Raw genomic sequence first — 22,317 nt, forward strand, 5'->3', positions numbered from 1 at the left:
ATTGAAACAAGCAGTTTGGTTTCCAACAGAAGAGTATAAGGAAAAAACACGTTTATATGGTTGGATGAAATCATTGGGATATGAAGACTATGAAACTTTTTATAATAAATCTATTGAGGAAACAGCTTGGTTTTGGGGAGAGGCAGAAAAAGCAGTTGGCTATCAATGGATGAAACCTTATACAGAAGTGTTAGATTTAGAAAATGGTACGCCATTTGCACAGTGGTATAATGGTGGAACATGTAACGTTGTAGAATCAGCTTTATCCCGCTGGATTGCGGATGAAGTGACAAGAAAACAGCCAGCACTTCAGTACGAAGGGGAAAATGGAACTTCAAAATCATTTACATATGAAGAGCTTGACAATTGGGTAAGCCGTGTTGCCAATGGTTTGAAACAAGCGGGTATTGAGAAGGGCGATCGTGTAACAATTTATATGCCGATGATTCCGGAAACAGTTGTTGCGATGCTAGCTGTAATGAAAATCGGAGCAATTATTTCACCAATATTTTCGGGATTTGCTTCGGATGCAGTTATGACACGCGTACAAGCAGCTGGTTCAAAAATGATTATTACCGCAGATGGATTTTCACGCCGCGGGAAAATTGTTTCTTTAAAGGATGAAGTAGATAAAGCTTGTGAACATTGCCCGACTGTTGAAAAGGTGGTAATTGTTCGTCATGCAGGAAATGATTTTACACCGCATCATTATGACTTTTCATGGAGTACGCTAGAAAAAGAAAAACCATTCATACATGCCGAAGAAATGCATAGTGACGATCCTTTAATGCTCATATATACATCAGGAACGACTGGTAAGCCGAAAGGAACGGTACACACGCATGCAGGATTTCCTTTGAAAGCAGCTTTTGATGCAGGATTTGGAATGAATATTAAACAAGGTGATCGTGTATTATGGGTAACTGATATGGGCTGGATGATGGGGCCATTTTTATTATTCGGTTCACTCATAAATGGTGCAACGATGGTTATGTACGAAGGTGTTCCAGACTTTCCAGAAGCAGATCGCTTATGGGAGACGGTTGATAAATATGAAATTACTCATCTCGGTATTTCGCCAACGTTAATCCGTGCATTAATGGCAAAAGGTGATGAGTATGTGAATAAACATTTTTTAAAGAGTTTAGAAGTATTCGCATCAACAGGAGAGCCTTGGAATCCTGATCCATGGATGTGGCTGTTTGAAACAGTTGGAAAAGGAAAAGTGCCAATCTGTAACTATTCAGGCGGAACTGAAATTTCTGGTGGGATTTTCGGTAATGTTCTGATTAAGCCAATCGCACCAATTAGTTTTAACGCATCGTTACCAGGTATGGCTGCGGTTGTACTTGATGATCAAGGTAAACCAATCCGTGATGAAGTTGGAGAATTATGTTTAGAGAAACCTTGGGTTGGAATGACGAAAAGTTTCTGGGAAGACGATGAGCGTTATGTGAACACATATTGGTCACGATTTGAAAATAAATGGGTTCATGGTGACTGGGTTATTTATGATGGTGAACAATATATCATTACAGGGCGTTCAGATGATACGCTAAATATTGCTGGTAAACGTATTGGGCCTGCTGAATATGAGTCTATTCTTGTGAAACATATTAATGTAATAGAAGCAGCTTCCATTGGTGTACCTGACGATGTAAAAGGTGAGGTTTGTCATTGCTTTGTAGTATTACGAGATGGTGTAATATTTACAGCAGAATTAAAGAAAGAATTAATGAGTTTAGTAAATTCTCATATCGGAAAAGCATTATGTCCAAAGGATATCCACGTTGTAGAGGATTTGCCAAAAACACGTAATTCTAAAGTAATGCGACGCGTCATCAAAGCGGCTTACTTAGGAAAAGAATTAGGAGATTTATCATCACTTGTAAATCCAGAAGTAGTTCCACATATTCAGGGTCTACAGTCTAGTAAATTATAAATGTAGGAATGAGCTCTATGTAAATGGAGCTCATTTTTCATGTTTATAAAAAGAGAAGAAGTAAATTTGAAGTAGTAAAATTCTACTTGTATTATTACGACGTATGTTTGTTTTATAGTTTTTATCAAAATAGGATTGTGGCATGTCTATTCATTGGAGTGATTGAATTGTGTTAAGGATGAAAATTTAGTGAAGCGAAAAGTAATGAATAAAAGGAGAAATCCCTGGGGGACAGGGATTCACTAAGGGAGAAAGTATTGTCGTGCAATGTCGAAATTTGGCGTATTCGACAAATTAATATTATCACGAATTTTCAGGAGATTGTGATAGGGAATGTGTCAAAAATGTGTACGTATTTCCTATTAAAGTGTTATGTAAATAGGAAAAGGGAAAAAATTAAGTTCACTCGTTCTTAAGAATTTTTCCCCTTAAAATTTAGTATTTGTTCGTTATTCTATATACGTCTTAATTTGGTAAATCTTCAACATGTAAAGATTGAGTATTGCCCTTTTTGTTTGAATTATGTGCCTTCTGAGATGTTTCTTGCATTTGCTCTTGGGCTTTACTAGGAGTATTCAGCGCATCAGATGATACATGATCAAGTTGTTGACTTAATAAATCTTTTTTATCCATGTTATGTAGCTCCTTTTTGAACTTTGATATAAAAACGAAGTGTTTTTAAATAGTTACGTGGGTATTATGTATCTTTGAATGGAATTATATACACAAACTACATTGAGAAGTTAACTACTTATAAAAATTACCTGTGATGACAAGCTGAAGAAATATAAAGATCATTAGTGATTAATAAAAGCATTATTTTAGTAGGGTGTTACGAAATTTCATTTAAAAAGAACATCCCAATGATAAAAAAGAGCACTGTAAATCAGTGCTCATCTTATCAGAAACTGCTTAGTCCTTAAAAACAAAACCATTACGGACAATTCACAATGGTAATAGTGACGCTAGCCATTGTTCCAGGAGAATCAAGAAGTGAAGCAGTAACGGTTACTGTTCCAGGCCCATTAGCGGCTAGAAATACAGCGGTAAAGTTACCTGAAGCATTGGTAATGACAGCAAGAGGAACCATGAAAGCAAGAGAAGGGTTACTAAATGAAAAACTGACCACTACCCCTGGAGTAGGACTACCGTTTACTAATACTTGCCCCGAAAAAAATAAAGTATTATTTCCTTGAGTGGATACACATGCTGTGGTTTCGTTAGAAGTCAAGGTAATAGATGCAGGTCCAGCAGGAAGATTAAATCCAGTTGGTCCGGTTGGTCCGGTTGGTCCGGTTGGTCCGGTTGGTCCAGTTGGTCCAGTTGGTCCAGTTGAACCAGTTGGTCCAGTTGGTCCGGTTGATCCGGTTGGTCCAGTTGAACCAGTAGCTCCTGTAGAACCTGTGGGACCAGTAGGGAATTGAAAGGGTTGAACAGGTGGAAGTGTAGGTCCAATAGAACCGGGATTATGTGCAACAAAAGATAAAAACTCGTCCATAATTTATCACCTCTAAAAATTGTATTACTATTAGTAAATGTACTGACAGAGCAAACTGAAATGGACAAGCGGTTGTATTTTAATAAATTAAACAAAATAGTTATTTGATAGAAAGAGAGAGTAGTATGATTCCTTTAGAAATTAAATATAAAAAGGCGATTATCTTCAAATCGCCTTTTGGGTAATGCAGTGTAATTTTATTCAGTTATTTGAAATATAGTTTCATTCGGTTTAGAAAATCCATACAATTTCCTTGCGAATTTTAAAATTTCTTCTTCACTACTTGTTAAAGCTTTAACATCATTCTTAAGGGAATGGCCATCCTTCTTTACAGAAGATAATTTTTGTTGTTCCGTATTCAGCGTGATTTGTTTTTCTTTAATCATTTCTTGTTGGTTATTCAGAGAATATTGAAGGACAAAAATTATAGGTACCATAATAGCCAAAGTAGTTATAATACGGCGTCTTGTTTTTTTTCTATTGCCTTGTTGTGTATTAGGGTTCACTTGCTGTGAGGGTATATTAGGACTTGATTGGTGTGATGATACTTTTGGGATGTTTCCCATTAAAATGCCTCCATTACTGATTGTAGAATTTAAACCGTTTAAAAGTATTATAAATGTTTAATGGGAATTTTAGAAGATATTTTAATATAGTTGCATATCGTAAAGTTTAAACAAAATCCTTATTTACATAAAAGAAACACCGATTGTCTGCGAGGCTCCTAAGGATAATCATCAAGTAATGAAGTACTCGACTAATTAACGATATCACGAATTTTTGGGTAAAAACACTGAAAAATCCGTTTAAATTAATAGGAGTATCATTTGAAATAAAAACGCTATTTTAATAGGGAAGGGAATAATGATGATTCCATGGGATAAGCGAGTATACATTGTATCAAGGTGATCATTTTATTACAGAGGGGACAATTGTAGAGGTTAGTGAAAAGGCAAATAAATCATTATATTGGCTCCAGTGCATGATAGCTCCAAGTTATGAAAAAGTGTGCGGGAATAGTATAAAGCGACTTCGGTTGATTCGGATAGATAATGACGAAGAATGAGATGATTAAGGATAGGTATTGAATATGCCATATTTGTATGAATAAAGAGCAGAATATAGCCAATATATAGGTGCTGAAATTGTTCTAAAGGTAGGAATATCTGAAATATAAATAATTGAGGGGAGTGAACTAAAAATGGAAACTAGCACTTTTTTAGGATTGTTTTGGGGATGGATCACGGTTATCGTATCGGGAATACTTTTCGTACGCCCATCGGTATTACGTGAATTGAAAAAATTAGTGGTTGAAGACAGAGGGTTTGGTATTATGTACGGTTTTTTATCGATTTTCCTAGGGCTAGGCACTGTAATCTTACATAATGTATGGGCATTCAACTGGCAGGGGTTCCTAACGGTTATTGCATGGCTTGCATTATTAAAGGGAATTTACATAATTGCATATCCTGAACCCTCCAAGAAAACTGATTTTGAATTAAGGATACTATCTACACGTATAGCGCTCGCTATCATTGGCGCCTTGGCTTTATGGATGCTTATAGTAATCTATATAAAATAATCTTTTTCTAATGAGAAATATACTAAAATATGAGAAAAGGCTATAATAATAATTATAAATTTAGTCCTACTGGAAGAATCCGTGGACATCAAACTAAAAAGGGAGTTGTTATATTACTCTGTAGTTTGGTGGCCACTTTTTTATTTTTTATTAACAAAATAGATCAGGGTTATTTTTATAAATGACGCAATTAACTTCCGAATTAAAACTGACCGGAAAGAAATGTATGTTTGTTCGGGAGGGGTGTTAAAGAAATTATTACAACTGTGTAAGGTTAATGTAATATTAATCGATAGTAAATCAAGATACTTAAGTGTATTTTTAATAGGATTTGAAAGTACTGTTTTTAACATATTGGGTTAAATAAAATTTAATTAGGAAGTGTAATACAATGATTGAGATTAAATCTATGATTTATTCGTACAAACTAAAAAGAAGAATAGCTAAAGATTTATATGGCAGCAGAGATGAGTTGACGATGTTATTAAATGAATTTAATAATATGAAAAGTAAACTGAAGTCTGACAAAAAGAAAAATAATATGTTATCTCGTTTACAATTAATGTACCAAAATATGAAATTAGACAAGCAGTATTCTCTTCCGTTTGCTCTTAATAGTAGGTTATTGGAGCGATTAGAAGATGAATCTATTCAAACAACTGAAGAATGTGTATCATGTCTACACGTAATGTTAGAAATAAATTATGAGAAAATAAAACATTATGGATCTAATACAAGTAGGTCATTTGTTCCTTTATCACAGTCTTCCATTTGTCTTGCTGATTTTGTTTGTTTGACAGGATTTGTTTTATTAGGCTTACTAGGAACAATTACATTTGGAGGGATAATGTAATCTTTTTATTCACTGACATAAAAGACCACCCATTTTGAAGTGCACCCCAATTGTTAGACACATAATTAACAATTGGAGGTGCATTTTTTATGGCTAAATTTTCTTCAAAAGATAAAATACAAGCAGTAAAACGATATCTAGAAGGTACGGAAGGCGGAAAAACCATTGCTAATTCTATAGGGGTTCATCCTAGAGAACTTTATCAATGGATTAAACGGTTTGAATTTTCAGGGGAAAAGGCGTTTGAAAAACGCTATACAACTTACTCTCTCGAGTATAAACTAGATGTAATTCATTATATGAATGAAAATGGGACATCTCTGAGAGAAACAGCTGCTTTTTTTAATATTCCTTCTTGCGAAACACTCCGAAAATGGAAAGTAGCATATGAAACAGAAGGATTAGATGCCCTAAAATCAAAGAAAAAGGGGCGTCTAACCATGGCCAAAGAAAAAGCTAAGCTACAACATTTAAAACAAAACGAAGTATCTCTTGAAGGTTCTATAGAAGCGCTACAAGCAGAGAATGAACGTCTGCGTATGGAAAATGACTATTTAAAAAAGTTGAATGCCTTAGTTCAAAAGAAGAAAACATCACAGACCAAGACAAAGCGCAATTGATTTATGAATTAAGGCATAAATACAAGGTCGTTGACCTTGTGAAAGTCGCTAATATCGCTCGTAGTACGTACTATTACTGGATGAAACAAGCGAAACGTCCAGATAAATATAAGAAAGTTAAAGAATTAATTAAAGAGATCTTTAGTGAGAATTTTGGGAGGTATGGTTATCGTCGTATTACATTGGAATTACGTAATCGAGGCCATGCATTAAATCATAAAACCGTTCGACGTTTAATGAATATCCTGGGATTAAAATGTCTTGTTCGATTAAAAAAATATCGTTCATATAAAGGGACTGTCGGGAAATTCGCTCCTAATATTTTAAAACGTAATTTTCACGCATCAAAACCAAATGAAAAATGGGTAACAGATGTGACGGAGTTCCACTTACATGGTAAAAAACTATATCTATCACCCATTTTAGACTTATATAACGGAGAAATTATAGCTTACAATATAGAACATAGACCTGCCTATTCCCTTGTTTCTAAAATGTTGAATAAGGCGTTTCAACGTTTGAATGATAAGGAAACTCCTATTTTACACTCGGATCAAGGTTGGCATTATCAAATGCGACAATATCATCAGTCGCTTAAAAAACATAACGTTATCCAAAGTATGTCCCGTAAGGGAAATTGCTTAGATAATGCAGTCATGGAAAATTTCTTTGGCTTATTAAAGTCTGAATTACTTTATCTTAAAGAGTTTGAAAGTATGGAACAATTTAAGCAAGAACTAGAAACTTATATTCATTACTACAATCACAAAAGAATTAAAACAAAACTAAAAGGATTGTCCCCTGTGCAATACAGAGTTCAATCCTTAGTAGCTGCTTAATATATTTGTCTAATTTTTTGGGTTCAGTTCATTTAAGGTGTATTTTTTAGTTACATAGAAGAGCTCATGAGATAGACAGGGAAGAATGACACGGATGCTAATTTCTAGTTGCTCATTGTTAATGCATTGTGTAACTAGAAAGATAAAATGTTATGATGCTATGAATAACAAGGAATTTAGCGTTTGGGCTAGTTACACAAAATATAAGATATGGGTAACTCATAGTAAACGTGAAATGATAAACCCTATGTTGTCGCAGCGATTAAGTGAGTATGCTGAGGGTTTGTTATTGATGCAAAATTAAGTGTTACAGGACTTAATGCACCATAGCAAAAGGAAAACTTACTACTGTAAATAAAGTGTATGTGAAATAATTACAAAGTCGATTTATAAGAGTCAGCTTATATTTCGACACTCCACTCAACTTGTAACTATAGATGGCAGTCTAAATCTTTATGTGTTAATATACAAAAAGCCGACTATACTCAGTCAGCTTTTTGTATATTATATTCTAGTATTTATCGATCCCAAAAGACATATTCTTTCCGTTAAGTTGACATTAAAATCTTACCAATGTTTTCTTTTACAATGACAACAAATAAAGAAACATTTACAACGACACTTATTTCGTTTAGAACTCCAATCATCATCACAATGATGCTTTTCTTTAGATTTCCACCAATCATCATTACAATGCTTTTCCTTAGAACTCCAATCATCATCACAATGATGCTTTTCTTTAGACTTCCACCAGTCATCACAACAATGCTGTTTCTTAGAACTCCAGCAATCATTATTCCAGGACATTTTTTTATACCTCCCTTCAATAGGATTACTATCATTCTATGTTTTAGTGAAGAAATGGCTTGTTTATAAACCTATTATTTTATCTTTATATGATAGAGTGCTTTCTACTACATATAGAATTCATAAAAACTATGCTAATTTCCAAGAGATAGTGGAGAGAATTACTGGTTATGACATTTATCAATAAACACATGTTGAAGAAAACATTCTGATTATAAATAATATCTAATTTTGGAGTACATTTTTCTGAATGTATATTTCAAAACAGCGGAGAAAAAATATATTATATTACTGCAAACAAAGCCTATGTATATGTAAAGTAATAGAAAAAACAGCTAACTCTTAAAGGAGCTGGCTTATTAAAAGAAAAAAAGATTCATTTGATAAAGAGGTTATCTAAACTTTAAATTCAGCAGAATTAAATCCAAGTCCCCTCATTAAACAAGCCGCTAACTGTTAAAGAATTGTTTTTATAATTAATAAAGAAAAAAATGTTTAGTACAATTGTTTGTTTTTTTCTTTCTATGTGTTTGCCTCGTACACTTTTAAGCTAGTGGACATACTTTACTAATAGAAAGGATTAGGGGGTGAGGTTTTGGGTTCTCGATTTAATAATTGTAAAAAGAAGTGTACATGTAAACAGGATGATTGTTGGGAGATATTCGAAGAGTGTAACAAAGAAAAGCATGAGAAATGTGATAATTCTTGTGTGCAAGGAATTAGAGATGAGCTTAAGAAATTAATTAATCGCACAGTTCAAATTAATACAGAGGGACGTACTTATGTAGGTACTGTTTCGTCTGTAAGTTGTGATGTAGTTAAGCTTGCAGCTATTCCTGGATCTGTTGCAGTAATTATCTCCATTTGCAAAATTGAAGCAATTTTCCCTCCTGTTACAACGGTTACTGCAGAGTTTGATTTTAATGGTGTTGACGTAGCAAATAAAGCATAATTATGCTTTGTTTGTAAAGCCATTCTGATGAATGGCTTTATTTTAATTTCGTATAAAAGGAGAATATATTCTTTATATAGAAATAAGTTTGAGGCTATAAAGAGTGATGTACGAAAGGAGAATGAGAGTGATTAAATTAGTGCCCTTTAAAAGATCTGATTTCAAACAATTAATAAATTGGATTCATTCCGAACAATATTTAATACAGTGGTCAGGAAATGCATTTACATATCCTTTAAACGAACAGCAATTAGAGAAATATATAGAAAGTGCAAATACACTCGCTTTCAAAGTAATAGATGAAAAGACTGAAGAAGTACTTGGTCATATTTCACTTGGTCAAATAGACGATATAAATAAGTCTGCGAGAATTGGAAAAGTGTTAGTTGGTAATACGAAAATGAGAGGGCGTTCAATAGGAAAACATATGATGAAAGCAGTACTTCATATTGCGTTTGAAGAATTAAAACTACATAGAGTAACTCTTGGCGTGTATGATTTTAATACGTCGGCCATTTCTTGTTATGAAAAAATAGGATTTGTAAAAGAAGGTTTATTAAGAGATTCAAAAAAAGTAGGAGAAACGTATTGGAATTTATGGGAAATGAGTATGCTAGAATATGAATGGAATAATAAAAAATAATAGTTTCTTATAATTTTATTATGTTAATTAAAAGGGATTGGTGGGAAATTATGAATAGAAAGACTATAGTAATCACAATTGCAGCTGTTTCAGGGGGAGGTAAAACTACTATTACAGAAAGTTTAACTCATGAGTTAACAAATTCAAAAGCGCTATTTTTTGATAGTTATAACTTTGATAACTGTCCTGCTGATATTTGTAAATGGATTGATGATGGAGCAAATTATGACGAGTGGATACTTACACCATTAATTCATGATATTCAGCATCTTATACGAGATAGTAAATTAGACTATATTATTGTAGATTATCCTTTTGCATACTTAAATAGAGAAATGGGGCAGTTCATTGATGTAACTATATTTATTGACACACCTTTAGATATTGCAATGGCTAGAAGAATTTTACGAGATTTTAAAGAAGATACTATGAGTGAAATACATAATGATTTAAAACATTACATGGCACATGCGAGAAAAGCTTATTTAGAGGCAATTCATACTGTTAAACCGAATTCAGATATCGTATTGGATGGATCTTTTTCTGTAAGTGAAATAATTAATCATGTTGTTGAGGAACTTGACCGAAGAGAAGTGATTGTCGATGGTTAAATGTATAGAGGAATATGTACAAGTTGATGATTTTAAAATGTATACGAAAGTATTCCAAGGAAAGAAGTGGAAGCCTGTTATTATAATGGAATCAGGCTACGGGGATTATTCAAAGGCATGGGATTATATTGCTGAAAGACTGACGGAATTTGGGACGATACTTACATATGATCGAGCTGGATTAGGGAAAAGTGGGAAGAGTTCCAAGCAACGTATTAGTTCTGAAATGGTCAAAGATTTAAGAACATGTTTAAATCTTTTACAACTGAAGCCACCTTATATTTTTGTAGGGCATTCTTTTGGTGGTATAAATGCACGGTTATTTACGGTTTTTTATCCCGAGGATATGTTGGGAACAGTTTTGGTTGATTCGACACCAGAAAATTATAAAGAAGTATTTTTGCCAATCATGTCTCCAGAATTTCAAGAAGCTTACTATAAACAATTTGCATATGAAAGTTCATATGAAGAGTTTATGTTAAGTCTAGGTGAAGCAGATAGACATTGTAAATCAATGAGCGATATTCCCCTTGTCGTGTGCTAGCTGCTGGTAAAAAAGCTTTTTATTCGCAAGCTGCACAACTGAAATGGTTACAATTACAAAGAGAATTATTACAATTATCCAGTAAAAATAAATTTATAATTGCAGAACATAGCGGTCACTATATTCAAAAGGATGAGCCACATTATATTATAGGTGCTGTTAAGTGGATACTTGGGGTAGGGGAGAGATAAATGTGTACACTGTATTTCAATATAACTGGCAAGTAAGAGAAGATTGGTTTAAGTAGTGTGAACAACTTACAGTGGAAGAATTACTTCGCAAACGTGTTGGTGGTGTTGGAAGTATATTAGAAACATTATTTCATATTGTAGATGTTGAGTATAGCTGGATTTGTGATTTGAAAGGAAAAGAAGTAGATGAGCCGCAATTTAAGGATTATCAATCTATTCAAAAAGTGAAAGCATTATCTCATTTGTATAATAAGGATTTAGAGGGATTTTTACAATCATGGACAGAAGACTTAGAGAATAAAATATTAAAAGTTTCATGGACGGATAAAGAGTACAAGTATGGTGAAGTGTTACGACATGTTATCGTACATGAAATTCATCATATAGGTCAGCTATCAATATGGGCAAGAGAGTTAAATCTTCAGCCCGTTTCAGCGAATTTAATTGGAAGAGGATTATAGACGTAAAAACCGACTTGTACTGTAAACGCAAGTCGGTTTTTATATGTAAGAAGATTTCTTAGTTGAAATCCTCGGATTTTCTTTGACGTAAATGTAAAAACATTAAAATTGTAATAATGAAAAAGATCATCATCGTTTGTATGATTAAATTTTTAAACTGTAGCAATATTGCCCAAGATGTAAGAGTATCTTTAAAAGCTTGGAGTGCAGAGTACGAGGAAGGTTCAAAACCGTACTGAAGTAATTTTTTTGTTTCAATAAAAGTAGTGTTTTCTTCATCGGATTCTAATATTACTGAAATAAGCCTAGTATCTCCTAGTTTTGCAGTACCGACAAAACTATTATTACCGTTAGTTGAAAAACTAGTTTGCAAGCCATCAACACCTTGGAGTTTAATGTTTTCATTGAGGGAATAAATCATTTTATTTGTGTTGAAAACTTGAAAATTTTTGAAGGTAAATTGGTAAGAGGTTAGTTTCGTCATATTCAGTACATTAGGGAAATCTTTTACTAAATGCGTTGCTAGTTTAGCTGCATCTTTCGCTGTTGTATTCGATTGTTTATTTGTATCTTGATTAGCTCCAGTAGAGTTTAGAAAAGGAGATGGCTGTGATAACTGTAGCTGTTTTGCTTTTTCATTCATTAACGTTGTAAAGTTATCTTCATTGCCACCAATGTGTTCTGCCAGTGCGAGTGCAGAACGATTATTTCCTGTTAAAAGCAATGCATGAAGTAAATCACGAACCGTCGTTTTATCCTTTGCTGTTACTTGCATAGGAGTCGTTTCCGCTTGGAATAATTCGTTACTTATTTTTACGGATTCATCTAACTGTATTTTGCCGTCATTCAGTTGTTCCAATACGATATACTCTGTCATTAATTTAGACAAAGTAGCTGATTGTATAGGGGTTTCTTCATTTTTTTTATAAATAACTTCACCTGAATTAGCATCTATTAAAATAGCTGATTTAGCTTGAATAATTGGACCATTTACATAAAGATAAAAATATAAAACGATAAGTGCAGTAATAATAAAAGATAATAATAAAATTGTGAATTTTTTCAAGAATTGCATAAGCGATCCTCCTACTATGACATCAATAATAATATTGTAAAAAGGAATGCTTAATTAGGAAGAAAGAAAAGGTAAAGAATTTCTAAAGAATTATAAAAGATTATTAAACTTTGGATATTGATGGAAAATAAAAGGTTCAATTTCTTATCATATTAGAAATTGAACCTAAAATTATGGTGTATTAATTTTTATATGGTAGTAGTTTTACAGTGAAAGTTGTTTTCTTGTCATCACTATATACTTCAATCGTTCCTTTATGCAGTTCGACAATACTTTTTGCAATTGCTAATCCGAGTCCTGATCCACCAGTGTTTGTTGAACGTGATTTTTCAACACGATAAAAACGTTCAAAAATATGAGGTAAATCTGTACTAGGAATAGGTTGTCCGTAATTTGTTATATCAATTGTAATCATATTATTGCTTTCATAAGCGGTAAGGTCAATATAACCACCTTCGTTTCCATAAGCGATAGCGTTTATAATAAGATTTTCAAATACACGCACTAATTTGTCTCCATCAGCTAATACCATGAGTTTTTGAGAGGGGAAAGAAGGGCGGCATTCAATATTTGCTTCTTGCACTTGTATTCGGAATTGAACAGTTAATTGTCCAAGTAGCTCTACAATATCAATGGGAGCAGAATATAAACTTAACTCTTTATTTTGAACACGGGTGTATTCAAACAAGTCATTCATTAATGCATTTAGACGTGTTACTTTACCATAAATGACTTGTATGTAATGACGTAATTCCACTTCATCTCTATAATTATCATGATGGATTAAATTCACGTATCCAACTATTGATGTAAGGGGAGTACGTAAATCATGTGATACATTTGTAATTAGTTCGCTTTTTGCTTGTTCTGCCTGTCTTTCTTCGTCAATTGACTCTTTTAATTGTTCAACAATTTGATTGACCCCAGTCGCTAACTCTTCTAAATAATTATGATTTACGATGGAAACTTTATGATTGAAATTTCCATTTGCAATATATCGAATCTCTTCTATCATTTTTTTAATACAAGTTTCATAGTAAAGCTTTCTCTCGTGACGATAAAAAATGTATAGATAGGATGAAAAAATAGAAAATAAAAATAAATAAGAAACAATCATCATCCATAAAGATTCTTTAATCCCTTTATACTTTTCATAACCAAAAATCCGAATGAATTCTTTACCGAGTTCGGTTAGAGTAAGTGAACTCTCGATTACACTCGTAATGAGGCGATATATAATTAATTCAGTAATAGGTGTAAGAGTGATAGCTAATAAAAACCAAAAAATTATCTTCCATTTTGGGATATCTTTTAAAATATCAAATGCTTCATTTCTCAATTTTATAGCCTACTCCCCAAACAGTATGAATAAATTTTTCTCCATTCATTACTGTTTCAAGTTTATCCCGTAAATTACTAATATGAACCATTACAGTTTTATTTGAGCCATAACCATCTTCATTCCAAACACGTTCGAATATTTCTTCGGAACTAAATACTCTTCCTGTATTGCTCGCTAGTAAATATAAAATATCAAATTCAATAGATGTAAGTTTAATATATTCATTATTTACTTTAACAGTATGATTATGCTTATGGATTTCAGCTGTTCGAATACGAATGATACCATCGTCTTTCTTTTGAGTAGCAGCGTTTTGGAAAGTGGATCTTCTCAGCAAAGCTTTCACTCTAGCGACTAATTCTAGTGGATTAAACGGTTTAATCATATAATCATCTGCACCTGTCATAAGCCCTAATATTTTGTCCATGTCTTCAGCCTTTGCACTCAGCATAAGGATAGGTACAGTATTATTTTCACGCACTTCCTGACAAACTTCTAATCCATTTCGCTTTGGCATCATAATGTCCAAAATCATGAGGTCAACTTCATATGCAGATATCATTTGTATTGCTTCATCACCGTCATAAGCTTTAAAAATGTTATATCCTTCATTTCGTAAATAAACAGCGAGTAACTCTACAATATCTTTATCATCATCAATAATTAATATGCTTTTATTCATTATATAGTTAGTTCCTTTCCTTACAAATCATCAACACTACTATAATAACAAACATTTATGTACTTTGTAGCAATGATTTTACATAAAATTTCATGTAACGTATTAAAAAGGAATTAAAGCATTCATAACGAATTAACAATAGAAGAGTTATTTGAATTTCCTATTATATTGAAGGAACGTAATAAGGAGGAGATTAACGTGTTATATAATGAAATATGTTCATTTACTCCAACTGGGAAAATAGAACACTCTATAAAAGAGTTTCTATTAAAGTACGATAAAGAATTTACATATCATCATTCAATTCGTGTGGCAAATGAAGCGCGAAAAATAGCGATAATGTTTCATGAAAATGAAGAAAAAGCAGAAATTGCAGGGTATTTACATGATATAAGTGCAATCTTTCCGAATGAGGACCGGATTAAAGTTGCTGAAGCAGTTGGAATCGAAATATTACAAAAAGAACGGAAATTTCCAATGATTATTCATCAAAAACTATCGAGAGTAATCGCAAGAGAGATATTTAAAGTGGAAGATGAAGAGATTTTAGGTGCAATTTGTTGCCATACTACATTGCGTAAACATGCAACGAAGATGGATTTAGTGTTATTTGTTGCAGATAAAATAGAATGGGATCAAAATGGGACACCATCATACTTAGTAGATATAAAAAATGGATGAGAAAAATCTTTAGAACATGCTGCTTTTGTATATATTTCATATTTGTGGGAAAGAAAAGATACATTGAAAGTTATACATCCGTGGCTAGAAGAAGCTTATTGGTATTTAAAAGAACTTGTAGAGTAGAAAGGATATGAAAATGCAGTTAAAAGAATATATGAATCAAACATTCCCAGGAGTTACGTTAGTACCGTCCATATACTCTCAGTGGGAAAATCATCTACATTTTGATTTTGGGAAAGATAAATATCAAATTGTAGAAGGAACCGACGATTTAAATATGGAATACTTCTCTCAACTATATACAGATAATAAATACTTATTTGAAGATATATTTTTAAAAGAAGATGTAGTGTTTGTAGTAGCAAATGTTTATCGGTTTAAAAAGGAAAATATAAAAACTCCACAGAAAATAAATATATACAATAAATATATTAAAAAGAGAGATTTAAAGTTTCGTATAAGACAAGAAACGTTACCTTTTCTATTTGAAGATGAAGAAGCAGATTTATATTGTACATCTCAATTTTCTTTAAAATGTCTTGCGGAAGATATTAAATATGAACTACTTATTCAAGCTGTTAATCATGAGGATTTTCCAGATCTTTATCCTCGTTTTGGACGCAAAAAAGAGGTTTCTTATCCTGACGTATTTCTCATTAACGCAACGAAAGATATTGTCATGTTTATTTATGATGATAGAGGATGTGAAGTCATTGCGAAGAATAAAGAAATAATACGAGGCTTATATGAAAAATACAAAGAGTGGATTCCAGTTTATGAACGAGAAAGTATAGATAGCTTATTTAAATGACAGTAGGGGAAGTGAAGTGTGTAATGAAACGTATCGCAATCGTATCCGCATGGGAACCAGAACTTACGTATTTGCATCAACATTATCCGAGTGAACGCATTGAAAAAAGAGCAGCTTGGGAATTTCATTTTCATTATATAAATGATCTGGAAATTATTTCAGTAATAACTGGTGTTGGCAAAGTAAGTTGTGCTAGTTGTGTACAATTATTAATAAGTGAATTTCAGCCGGACGAGCTATTTATGACAGGAATATGCGGAAGTTTATCAAATAAGGTGAAAAATGGTCACATTGTAGTAGCACTTAATGCAATACAACACGATGTTACTGCTGCTGGTTCAGGGGAAGATGTTTTTAATTTATATGATGGTAGAACAGCACCTATTGAAACAACAAAGTCAATTGTAAGAAAAATAAAAAAAATACGATCTTATGATCCAGTTCACTTCGGTACGTTCTTATCTGGAGATCAGCGTATTCGTAGTTCCGAAATGAGATATTTACTGCATACTGTATACGGAGCATTGGCGGTGGATCAAGAAGTCGCTGCTTTCGCTTACGTATGTCATATAAATAAAAAACCATTTTTATGTTTAAAAGCTGCTTCAGATCAAGCGAATGATAAAACGAAAGAAGAACAAAAGGTTTTTAAAATGTTAGCATGTGAACGAGCATGTGAGCATTTAATTGCTTTTTTACGTGTTTATGAGATTACTGTAGTAAATAATAGATAGTTAAAAGATTCAGGTGAAAGAAATTCATTTCATGTATTTGAATGTAGTATATAACAAGCCAAAGCGGAGGATTATATTTATATGATTCAATATAAAAGATGTAGTGAAGTAAGTATAGATTTAGTGTATGGAGCTTTTAAGGATGGATTTTCAGATTACATTATTAAAATGGATGTTTCAAAAGAAGATTTTATACAAAGATTTTTTGGACCAGAAGGTAACTCGCTAGAACACTCTTTTCTTGCTTTAGATGGTGACAAATCTGTTGGCATAATACTTGGTGGTATAAAGGTTTATGAAACTATAAAAACAATGCGTTGTGGAACATTAGCTGTTCATCCAGAGTTTCGCGGCATTGGAGTAAGTCAAAAGTTATTTGAGCTACATAAAGAAGAAGCGATACAAAATGAATGCCAGCAACTCTTTCTTGAAGTTATTGTAGGTAATGATAGGGCGATTCATTTTTATAACAAATTAGGTTATGAAAAAGTGTATGATCTTTCTTATTATAATTTAAATGATGTAACTAAATTAACAAATAAAGATAATAAAAATATTGAAGTGCAAAGATTAGAATTTCAAACATTTAAACTTGAAATTCAGAAATGGCTTAACTTCCATATAAATTGGCAAAATGATATTGATTACATTGAAAAAACAAATAATACGTATTACGGTGCATATGTTGATAATGATTTAAAAGGCTCTGTATGTGTAAATGAACAAGGTAAAATTAGTTATATTTTCGTAGATAAAGATTATAGAAATATTGGGATTGGGATGAAATTATTACAAGTAGCAAGAGTAGAATCAAATTTATCAAGTTTATCTATTGGTTTTCCAAACAACAGTTTACTAGAAGGGTTTTTAAAGAAATCTGGGTTTAAAAAGAATTCTTTAGCACAATATGAAATGTATTTATTGTTATAAAAAGCGGAAGGAATTATTCTTTGCGCTTTTTATTTTTGCACTATGAGCGTAAAATATTTCTCATATATAATCCGTGAATAAGTCCCAATATACTATATGTGGAGGTCTTTTTATTAGAAGGTTATTTATAAAGTGACAGTAAAATAACGAGAGATTACATATTGAATTAGAAACGAGGAAGCAGGTTAGAAATTATAAAACTGTTCCAGAAAGCAGTGGATAGTTTTTTGGAAATTAGATTTTTTTGAAAATAAAAAGGCGGTTGTTTCCGCAACCACATTTCAGTAAAACAAAGCACTTTTTCAGAAATAAATTATGGATGATTCTAAAAAAAGTTATAGGATATAATCCCATTTTTATAACCGAAGTGACGAGCTTAATTTATAAGAAAGGAATGACTATATTATATGAAAATTTGTGTATAATGGTTACAAAGAAAAGAGCAGCTAGCAAAAGTTATCTGCTCCATTAAAGGCATATGGTTAAGCAATGGTTTGTTTACAGTATTGATTGAATAGTAAGGTTTATCGAGAGAAGAGGAATTATATAAATTAAATTATGATAGTCGATATTCTCCATATTGACCAGAAAAAAACTAAAAATTCTAGTGAAATTCCAAGCGTTCTTTTCTTAGGTTTTTGAATTTCTTTTATTAGATAACCTACAGCACTAATTGCTATAAGTATGAAAAGAATGAGTTCTAATGTTTCTGGCATTATATCTACTCCTAATTATATATTTAGTTTATTATATAACAATTAAAAGATTATTTGAAGATTAAAAGTAAGGATTGAAAATTTTGAATTTGTTTCTTCTTTCGTTATCTTTTTAAATGTCACTTTCATAATAATATTTTATTTTGTAAAATATTATTATTTTATGTAGAATAGATAGGATGGGAGGGAATGAAATGAATTATGGTTTAAAGTTTAAGATTCTTGAATTACAATGTTTTATTCAAAAGACTTATTCTGATATTAAAACAGCATGTGATATTGCTATTTATCAAGAAAACACTTCTAAATATTTAATTTCATTAGGATTTTTAAATAAATCATATATGACTTATATAGAAGCAAAAAGATTTTATCGTGAAAATGACGAGCTTGTAAGTGTAGAATTTGATAATTTCTTTGATGCGTATGATAAATTAGAACACGAATTAAAACAAGTTATTTCAAGAGAAGATAAAAATCCTTCATTGCTACATAGCAAATTTGATCAGTTTCAACAGAAAATTGAAAATATAAATGACCTAATAAAAGTTTTGGAAAATGCTCGTTAATAAATTATTTTTCTTTGTTACATAGAAATTATACATTATAAACATTTTTGGGATAATATGTATTGCGAATCTATTGTAAGAAGGTGACTTTTGTTGATTACAGAAGTCACCTTTTTATAATATGCTTTATATCTGTAATTAATATATTGTGTTACACAATTCACTTTTATATGACTTCATTTATTGATGAAAATTAAAATAGAAAGATCTGAAAATAGAAACCTACTAAGGCTTATTTGCTATGATAACTTTAGAAAACTCAAACTGGATCTTTAAAAAAAGAGAATTTACACGTGAAATTTAATTTATCGAACCTTATATATATCTATAAAAAAGTTCATTAAAAGCAGTGATTTTCTCTAGAATAACTATATTTAAATAATGAATTAACGTCATTAAATTATGCGATTTTGTTTAATTTTATATGCTTTTTATTTTCTTTTTTTGATACGAATGAATAGTATAATTTTAACAGTTTTATATTTTAGGAAATTATAAGAGGTAAATATCATGAAAAATAAAAAAGAAATAGCTATAGTTGCATTAACAACAGGATTGGCTTTAACAGCTGTAGCGCCATACGGAATAGGTCATGCAGAGGAAACAGATCAACTACAAGTTCAAATGCAGGAGGAATCGTTCCGCTCAGGTGAACTTACTCAACCGTCACAAAAGACACCAGAAAATGTAGTAAAGGATGCACTTAAGGAGAAAACAGAACAAGCGCTTTCTCCAAAGCAAGTCAATGGAGAAACAGGAGTAGATTATAAAGTCTTTCAAAAACGTGGTTCGTATGATGGGACTACACTCGTACGTATGCAGCAAACATACGAAGGAAAAGAAGTATATGGCCATCAATTAACTGCACACGTAGATAATAAGGGTGTTATTAAAAGTGTTTCAGGCGATAGCGCGCAAAATTTAAAACAAGAAGATTTGAAAAAGCCTATTAAGCTATCAAAAGAAGAAGCCAAACAATATATTTATACGAAGTACGGGAGCAATATCAAGTTCATTTCTGAACCAGAAGTTAAGGAAGTTATTTTTGTGGATGAAAATAATGGACAAGCTTCAAATGCATATCAAGTTACATTTGCTGCTGCAACACCAAGCTATGTATCTGGAACTTATTTAGTGAATGCCGATAATGGTGAAATGTTGAAAAATATGGTACAAGAATCAGGTTTAAAAGTAAGTGAAGAGCATGTTGAACCTTTAAAGGAAAGTAAAAAAAACAATTTCGTATCACTAACTGGAACAGGGAAAGATGATTTAGGTATAACTCGCACTTTTGGTATTTCTGAACAAAGTAATGGGAAATATGCTCTTGCTGATTACACAAGAGGGCAAGGAATTGAGACATATGATGTAAATTATAGAGATATTACAAATGAAGAAAAATATTATCCTGGTATATTAGTAACTAGCACTTCACCAACATTTACTGATCCAAAGGCGGTAAGTGCTCATTTTTTAGCAACAAAGGTATATGATTTTTATAAAGATAAATACAAGCGTAATAGTTTTGATAATAAGGGAAAAAAAGTAGTATCAGTTGTACATGCATGGGATTCTGGAGGAACAAATAACCCTAAAAATTGGGAGAATGCATTTAGTGCTAATATTAATAATATTAGTATGCTTATATATGGTGACCCCATGGTGAAATCGTTCGATATAGTGGGCCATGAATTTACACATGCGGTTACCTCTAGCGAATCTAACCTTGAATTTTTCGGAGAATCTGGTGCAATTAACGAAGCGTTATCTGATATTATGGGAACGGCTATTGAGAAATACATAAATAACGGAAAATTTAACTGGACAACAGGAGAACAAACTGGATCGGTTTTCCGTAATATGAAAAATCCATCTTCAATCAATTATTCAAATGGAGTACCATATCCAGATGATTATAGTAAATATAATGATTTAAATGGAGAGGATAATGGAGGCATTCATTTCAACTCAAGTATTATTAATAAAGTTGCGTATTTAATTGCTCAAGGTGGTACTCATAACGGTGTAACTGTAAATGGTATTGGTGAAGATAAAATGTTTGATATTTTCTACTATGCAAATACTGATGAATTGAACATGACTTCTAATTTCTCAGAATTGAGATTAGCGTGCCTTAAAGTTGCAACAAACAAATATGGAGCGAACTCAATTGAGGTTCAAGCGGTCCAAAAAGCTTTTGATGCAGCAAAAATTAAGGGAACAGTGAAAGAAAACGAAAAAACTGCCGAAAACCAAGTCCCAGAGTTAACTGTACCGTCTACAATTACACTACGTGTAGGTGATACGTTTGACCCGATGAGAAATGTAACAGCTGCTGATAAAGAAGATGGTGATTTAACAAATAGAGTACAGCATAAAGGCGATGTAGATACATCTAAACCAGGTAAATACATTGTGAACTACTTGGTTGTCGATTCCCAAGGGGGGAATGCAACGGATACGCAGACTGTAATTGTAGAGAAAAATGAAGAAATATTAGATATAGAGCCTAAATTAACAGCGCCTATTGGAGTGACTATTAATGTAGGAGATTCATTTGTTCCGATGACAGAAGTATTAGCTATTGATAAAGAAGATGGCGATCTTACTTCTAAAGTAAAAGTTGATGGTAAAGTAGATACATCTAAAGCTGGTACTTACGTATTAACATACACAGTTACAGACTCTAAAGGTCATGAAGTAACTGCAAAACAAACTGTAACGGTTAAAGTTAGAGAAGAAGTTAAAAATGACAACCCAATACTAAAAGTACCTGCTACAACTACAATTAATGAGAATGATCAATTTGACCCAATGGTAGGAGTATCAGCTACTAATAAAAAGAATGATGACCTTACTTCTAAAGTAAAAGTTGATGGTAAAGTAGATACATCTAAAGCTGATACTTATGAAATAATATATAGTGTCAGAGATTCCGTAGGTAATGAGGTAAAGGCAATACAAAAAGTACTAGTGAAAGATAAAGACACTAGCAAAGCTAATGGTCTTGCTAGTAATAGTAATTATGATAAAAAAGAATATACATATAAAGAGCTTCCAAAAACGGGTGCAAGTACAACTAACAGTGCAATAATGGGCATGTTGATGGTTATTGCAGCAACAGTACTCACTTTGGTTCGTAAATGTAGAAAGATACAAAAATAATGGCAGGCATAGGCATCATTCATTTGAAGAAAAGAATTCATAATCCAGAAAAAATAAAGTGAAAAA

At 32.1% G+C, this 22,317-nt stretch carries 21 protein-coding genes and 4 pseudogenes; 17 read left to right on the forward strand and 8 right to left on the reverse strand.

Features of this window, described 5'->3' with window-relative positions; genetic code table 11:
• Position 1 precedes the first annotated feature (1 nt).
• The gene (locus tag MHH42_RS12635; RefSeq protein WP_070173199.1) at positions 2-1,942 is read left to right on the forward strand and encodes an AMP-binding protein; all 1,941 of its coding nucleotides are present in this window, start codon (positions 2-4) and stop codon (positions 1,940-1,942) included.
• A gap of 465 nt (positions 1,943-2,407) precedes the next feature.
• Here MHH42_RS12635 and MHH42_RS12640 read toward each other — a convergent pair whose 3' ends face one another.
• Entirely contained in the window at positions 2,408-2,575 is a 168-nt protein-coding gene (locus tag MHH42_RS12640) for a hypothetical protein (RefSeq protein WP_000358199.1), read from the reverse strand.
• Positions 2,576-2,892: 317 nt separating this feature from the next.
• Between MHH42_RS12640 and MHH42_RS12645 the strand changes: the two genes are divergently transcribed.
• Together MHH42_RS12645 and MHH42_RS12650 are read left to right on the forward strand one after the other, a co-directional pair.
• On the forward strand, positions 2,893-3,138 hold the full coding sequence (locus tag MHH42_RS12645) for a hypothetical protein (RefSeq protein WP_000237381.1): 246 nt from the start codon (positions 2,893-2,895) through the stop codon (positions 3,136-3,138).
• 15 nt (positions 3,139-3,153) lie between these two features.
• Positions 3,154-3,366: a hypothetical protein gene (locus MHH42_RS12650; RefSeq protein ID WP_255253930.1), complete on the forward strand. Its 213-nt coding sequence runs from the start codon at positions 3,154-3,156 to the stop codon at positions 3,364-3,366.
• A 17-nt stretch (positions 3,367-3,383) separates the two neighbouring features.
• Here MHH42_RS12650 and MHH42_RS12655 read toward each other — a convergent pair.
• Together MHH42_RS12655 and MHH42_RS12660 are read right to left on the reverse strand one after the other, a co-directional pair.
• Positions 3,384-3,440 (reverse strand): annotated as a pseudogene (locus MHH42_RS12655) (exosporium leader peptide-containing protein); the annotation flags it as partial.
• A 197-nt stretch (positions 3,441-3,637) separates the two neighbouring features.
• Positions 3,638-4,006: an FtsB family cell division protein gene (locus tag MHH42_RS12660; RefSeq protein WP_000526889.1), complete on the reverse strand. Its 369-nt coding sequence runs from the start codon at positions 4,004-4,006 to the stop codon at positions 3,638-3,640.
• A 635-nt stretch (positions 4,007-4,641) separates the two neighbouring features.
• On the opposite strand from MHH42_RS12660, the gene MHH42_RS12665 reads away from it, so the two are divergent.
• The 3 genes from MHH42_RS12665 to MHH42_RS12675 all read left to right on the forward strand — a co-directional run bounded on the left by MHH42_RS12665 (position 4,642) and on the right by MHH42_RS12675 (position 7,334).
• Positions 4,642-5,022 carry a hypothetical protein gene (locus MHH42_RS12665; protein ID WP_000450239.1) on the forward strand — a complete coding sequence of 127 codons (381 nt, stop codon included), beginning with the start codon at positions 4,642-4,644 and terminating at the stop codon, positions 5,020-5,022.
• A 391-nt stretch (positions 5,023-5,413) separates the two neighbouring features.
• On the forward strand, positions 5,414-5,875 hold the full coding sequence (locus MHH42_RS12670; protein WP_000569861.1) for a hypothetical protein: 462 nt from the start codon (positions 5,414-5,416) through the stop codon (positions 5,873-5,875).
• 89 nt (positions 5,876-5,964) lie between these two features.
• Positions 5,965-7,334, forward strand: a protein-coding gene (locus tag MHH42_RS12675; RefSeq protein ID WP_087949097.1) for an IS3-like element ISBth167 family transposase whose coding sequence is annotated in 2 segments (ribosomal slippage) — positions 5,965-6,430 and positions 6,430-7,334 — 1,371 coding nt in all. Because the reading frame shifts where the segments join, the coding sequence is not laid out codon by codon here.
• A 567-nt stretch (positions 7,335-7,901) separates the two neighbouring features.
• Here MHH42_RS12675 and MHH42_RS12680 read toward each other — a convergent pair.
• The gene (locus tag MHH42_RS12680; RefSeq protein ID WP_073990633.1) at positions 7,902-8,141 is read right to left on the reverse strand and encodes a hypothetical protein; all 240 of its coding nucleotides are present in this window, start codon (positions 8,139-8,141) and stop codon (positions 7,902-7,904) included.
• 595 nt (positions 8,142-8,736) lie between these two features.
• Here MHH42_RS12680 and MHH42_RS12685 point away from each other — a divergent pair.
• The 5 genes and pseudogenes from MHH42_RS12685 to MHH42_RS12705 all read left to right on the forward strand — a co-directional run bounded on the left by MHH42_RS12685 (position 8,737) and on the right by MHH42_RS12705 (position 11,543).
• Entirely contained in the window at positions 8,737-9,093 is a 357-nt protein-coding gene (locus MHH42_RS12685) for a hypothetical protein (RefSeq protein WP_000535571.1), read from the forward strand.
• Positions 9,094-9,196: 103 nt separating this feature from the next.
• Positions 9,197-9,736, forward strand: a complete 540-nt coding sequence (locus tag MHH42_RS12690; protein WP_139138329.1) for a GNAT family N-acetyltransferase — start codon at positions 9,197-9,199, stop codon at positions 9,734-9,736.
• Between the two features lie 50 nt (positions 9,737-9,786).
• Complete coding sequence (locus tag MHH42_RS12695; protein ID WP_001080626.1) at positions 9,787-10,347, forward strand: hypothetical protein; 561 nt, start codon at positions 9,787-9,789, stop codon at positions 10,345-10,347.
• Positions 10,340-11,082 (forward strand): annotated as a pseudogene (locus MHH42_RS12700) (alpha/beta fold hydrolase). Before MHH42_RS12695 ends, MHH42_RS12700 begins: the two are co-directional and overlap by 8 nt.
• Before the next feature lie 2 nt (positions 11,083-11,084).
• Positions 11,085-11,543: pseudogene (locus tag MHH42_RS12705) on the forward strand (DinB family protein).
• A 58-nt stretch (positions 11,544-11,601) separates the two neighbouring features.
• Here the strand turns inward: MHH42_RS12705 and MHH42_RS12710 are convergent.
• From MHH42_RS12710 to MHH42_RS12720, 3 genes are all read right to left on the reverse strand, one after another.
• Entirely contained in the window at positions 11,602-12,618 is a 1,017-nt protein-coding gene (locus MHH42_RS12710) for a D-alanyl-D-alanine carboxypeptidase family protein (RefSeq protein ID WP_001160070.1), read from the reverse strand.
• Positions 12,619-12,799: 181 nt separating this feature from the next.
• Positions 12,800-13,957, reverse strand: a complete 1,158-nt coding sequence (locus MHH42_RS12715; protein WP_001243279.1) for a sensor histidine kinase — start codon at positions 13,955-13,957, stop codon at positions 12,800-12,802.
• Positions 13,947-14,642 (reverse strand): response regulator transcription factor, encoded by a 696-nt coding sequence (locus MHH42_RS12720; protein ID WP_001043192.1) that lies wholly within the window; start codon positions 14,640-14,642, stop codon positions 13,947-13,949. Before MHH42_RS12720 ends, MHH42_RS12715 begins: the two co-directional genes overlap by 11 nt.
• A gap of 198 nt (positions 14,643-14,840) precedes the next feature.
• Between MHH42_RS12720 and yqeK the strand changes: the two are divergent.
• From yqeK to MHH42_RS12740, 4 genes and pseudogenes are all read left to right on the forward strand, one after another.
• Positions 14,841-15,449, forward strand: a pseudogene (gene yqeK, locus MHH42_RS12725) (bis(5'-nucleosyl)-tetraphosphatase (symmetrical) YqeK).
• 13 nt (positions 15,450-15,462) lie between these two features.
• Positions 15,463-16,137 (forward strand): DUF3885 domain-containing protein, encoded by a 675-nt coding sequence (locus MHH42_RS12730; protein ID WP_043321894.1) that lies wholly within the window; start codon positions 15,463-15,465, stop codon positions 16,135-16,137.
• On the forward strand, positions 16,134-16,871 hold the full coding sequence (gene mtnN / locus MHH42_RS12735; RefSeq protein WP_000215738.1) for a 5'-methylthioadenosine/S-adenosylhomocysteine nucleosidase: 738 nt from the start codon (positions 16,134-16,136) through the stop codon (positions 16,869-16,871). Before MHH42_RS12730 ends, mtnN begins: the two co-directional genes overlap by 4 nt.
• Before the next feature lie 81 nt (positions 16,872-16,952).
• Entirely contained in the window at positions 16,953-17,801 is an 849-nt protein-coding gene (locus MHH42_RS12740; RefSeq protein WP_000617087.1) for a GNAT family N-acetyltransferase, read from the forward strand.
• Positions 17,802-18,352: 551 nt separating this feature from the next.
• On the opposite strand, the gene MHH42_RS12745 is transcribed toward MHH42_RS12740, so the two are convergent.
• Positions 18,353-18,517: a hypothetical protein gene (locus tag MHH42_RS12745; RefSeq protein ID WP_001115306.1), complete on the reverse strand. Its 165-nt coding sequence runs from the start codon at positions 18,515-18,517 to the stop codon at positions 18,353-18,355.
• 194 nt (positions 18,518-18,711) lie between these two features.
• Here MHH42_RS12745 and MHH42_RS12750 point away from each other — a divergent pair, with 194 nt between their 5' ends.
• Positions 18,712-19,086: a hypothetical protein gene (locus MHH42_RS12750; RefSeq protein ID WP_001106151.1), complete on the forward strand. Its 375-nt coding sequence runs from the start codon at positions 18,712-18,714 to the stop codon at positions 19,084-19,086.
• Between the two features lie 510 nt (positions 19,087-19,596).
• Complete coding sequence (locus MHH42_RS12755) at positions 19,597-22,251, forward strand: M4 family metallopeptidase (protein WP_000791131.1); 2,655 nt, start codon at positions 19,597-19,599, stop codon at positions 22,249-22,251.
• The last annotated feature ends 66 nt before the right edge of the window (positions 22,252-22,317 follow it).

Source organism: Bacillus sp. FSL L8-0099 (assembly GCF_038006385.1).
GTDB lineage: Bacteria > Bacillota > Bacilli > Bacillales > Bacillaceae_G > Bacillus_A > Bacillus_A toyonensis.

Bases quoted from the DNA above. Each gene is read 5' to 3' on its own strand.
- MHH42_RS12645 (WP_000237381.1), top strand. From the start codon at position 2,893: ATGGTAATAGTGACGCTAGCCATTGTTCCAGGAGAATCAAGAAGTGAA.
- MHH42_RS12665 (WP_000450239.1), top strand. From the start codon at position 4,642: ATGGAAACTAGCACTTTTTTAGGATTGTTTTGGGGATGGATCACGGTT.
- MHH42_RS12640 (WP_000358199.1), bottom strand. From the start codon at position 2,575: ATGGATAAAAAAGATTTATTAAGTCAACAACTTGATCATGTATCATCT.
- MHH42_RS12695 (WP_001080626.1), top strand. From the start codon at position 9,787: ATGAATAGAAAGACTATAGTAATCACAATTGCAGCTGTTTCAGGGGGA.
- MHH42_RS12745 (WP_001115306.1), bottom strand. From the start codon at position 18,517: ATGCCAGAAACATTAGAACTCATTCTTTTCATACTTATAGCAATTAGT.
- MHH42_RS12755 (WP_000791131.1), top strand. From the start codon at position 19,597: ATGAAAAATAAAAAAGAAATAGCTATAGTTGCATTAACAACAGGATTG.
- MHH42_RS12680 (WP_073990633.1), bottom strand. From the start codon at position 8,141: ATGTCCTGGAATAATGATTGCTGGAGTTCTAAGAAACAGCATTGTTGT.
- MHH42_RS12710 (WP_001160070.1), bottom strand. From the start codon at position 12,618: ATGCAATTCTTGAAAAAATTCACAATTTTATTATTATCTTTTATTATT.
- MHH42_RS12670 (WP_000569861.1), top strand. From the start codon at position 5,414: ATGATTGAGATTAAATCTATGATTTATTCGTACAAACTAAAAAGAAGA.
- mtnN (WP_000215738.1), top strand. From the start codon at position 16,134: ATGACAGTAGGGGAAGTGAAGTGTGTAATGAAACGTATCGCAATCGTA.
- MHH42_RS12720 (WP_001043192.1), bottom strand. From the start codon at position 14,642: ATGAATAAAAGCATATTAATTATTGATGATGATAAAGATATTGTAGAG.
- MHH42_RS12750 (WP_001106151.1), top strand. From the start codon at position 18,712: ATGAATTATGGTTTAAAGTTTAAGATTCTTGAATTACAATGTTTTATT.
- MHH42_RS12740 (WP_000617087.1), top strand. From the start codon at position 16,953: ATGATTCAATATAAAAGATGTAGTGAAGTAAGTATAGATTTAGTGTAT.
- MHH42_RS12660 (WP_000526889.1), bottom strand. From the start codon at position 4,006: ATGGGAAACATCCCAAAAGTATCATCACACCAATCAAGTCCTAATATA.
- MHH42_RS12730 (WP_043321894.1), top strand. From the start codon at position 15,463: ATGCAGTTAAAAGAATATATGAATCAAACATTCCCAGGAGTTACGTTA.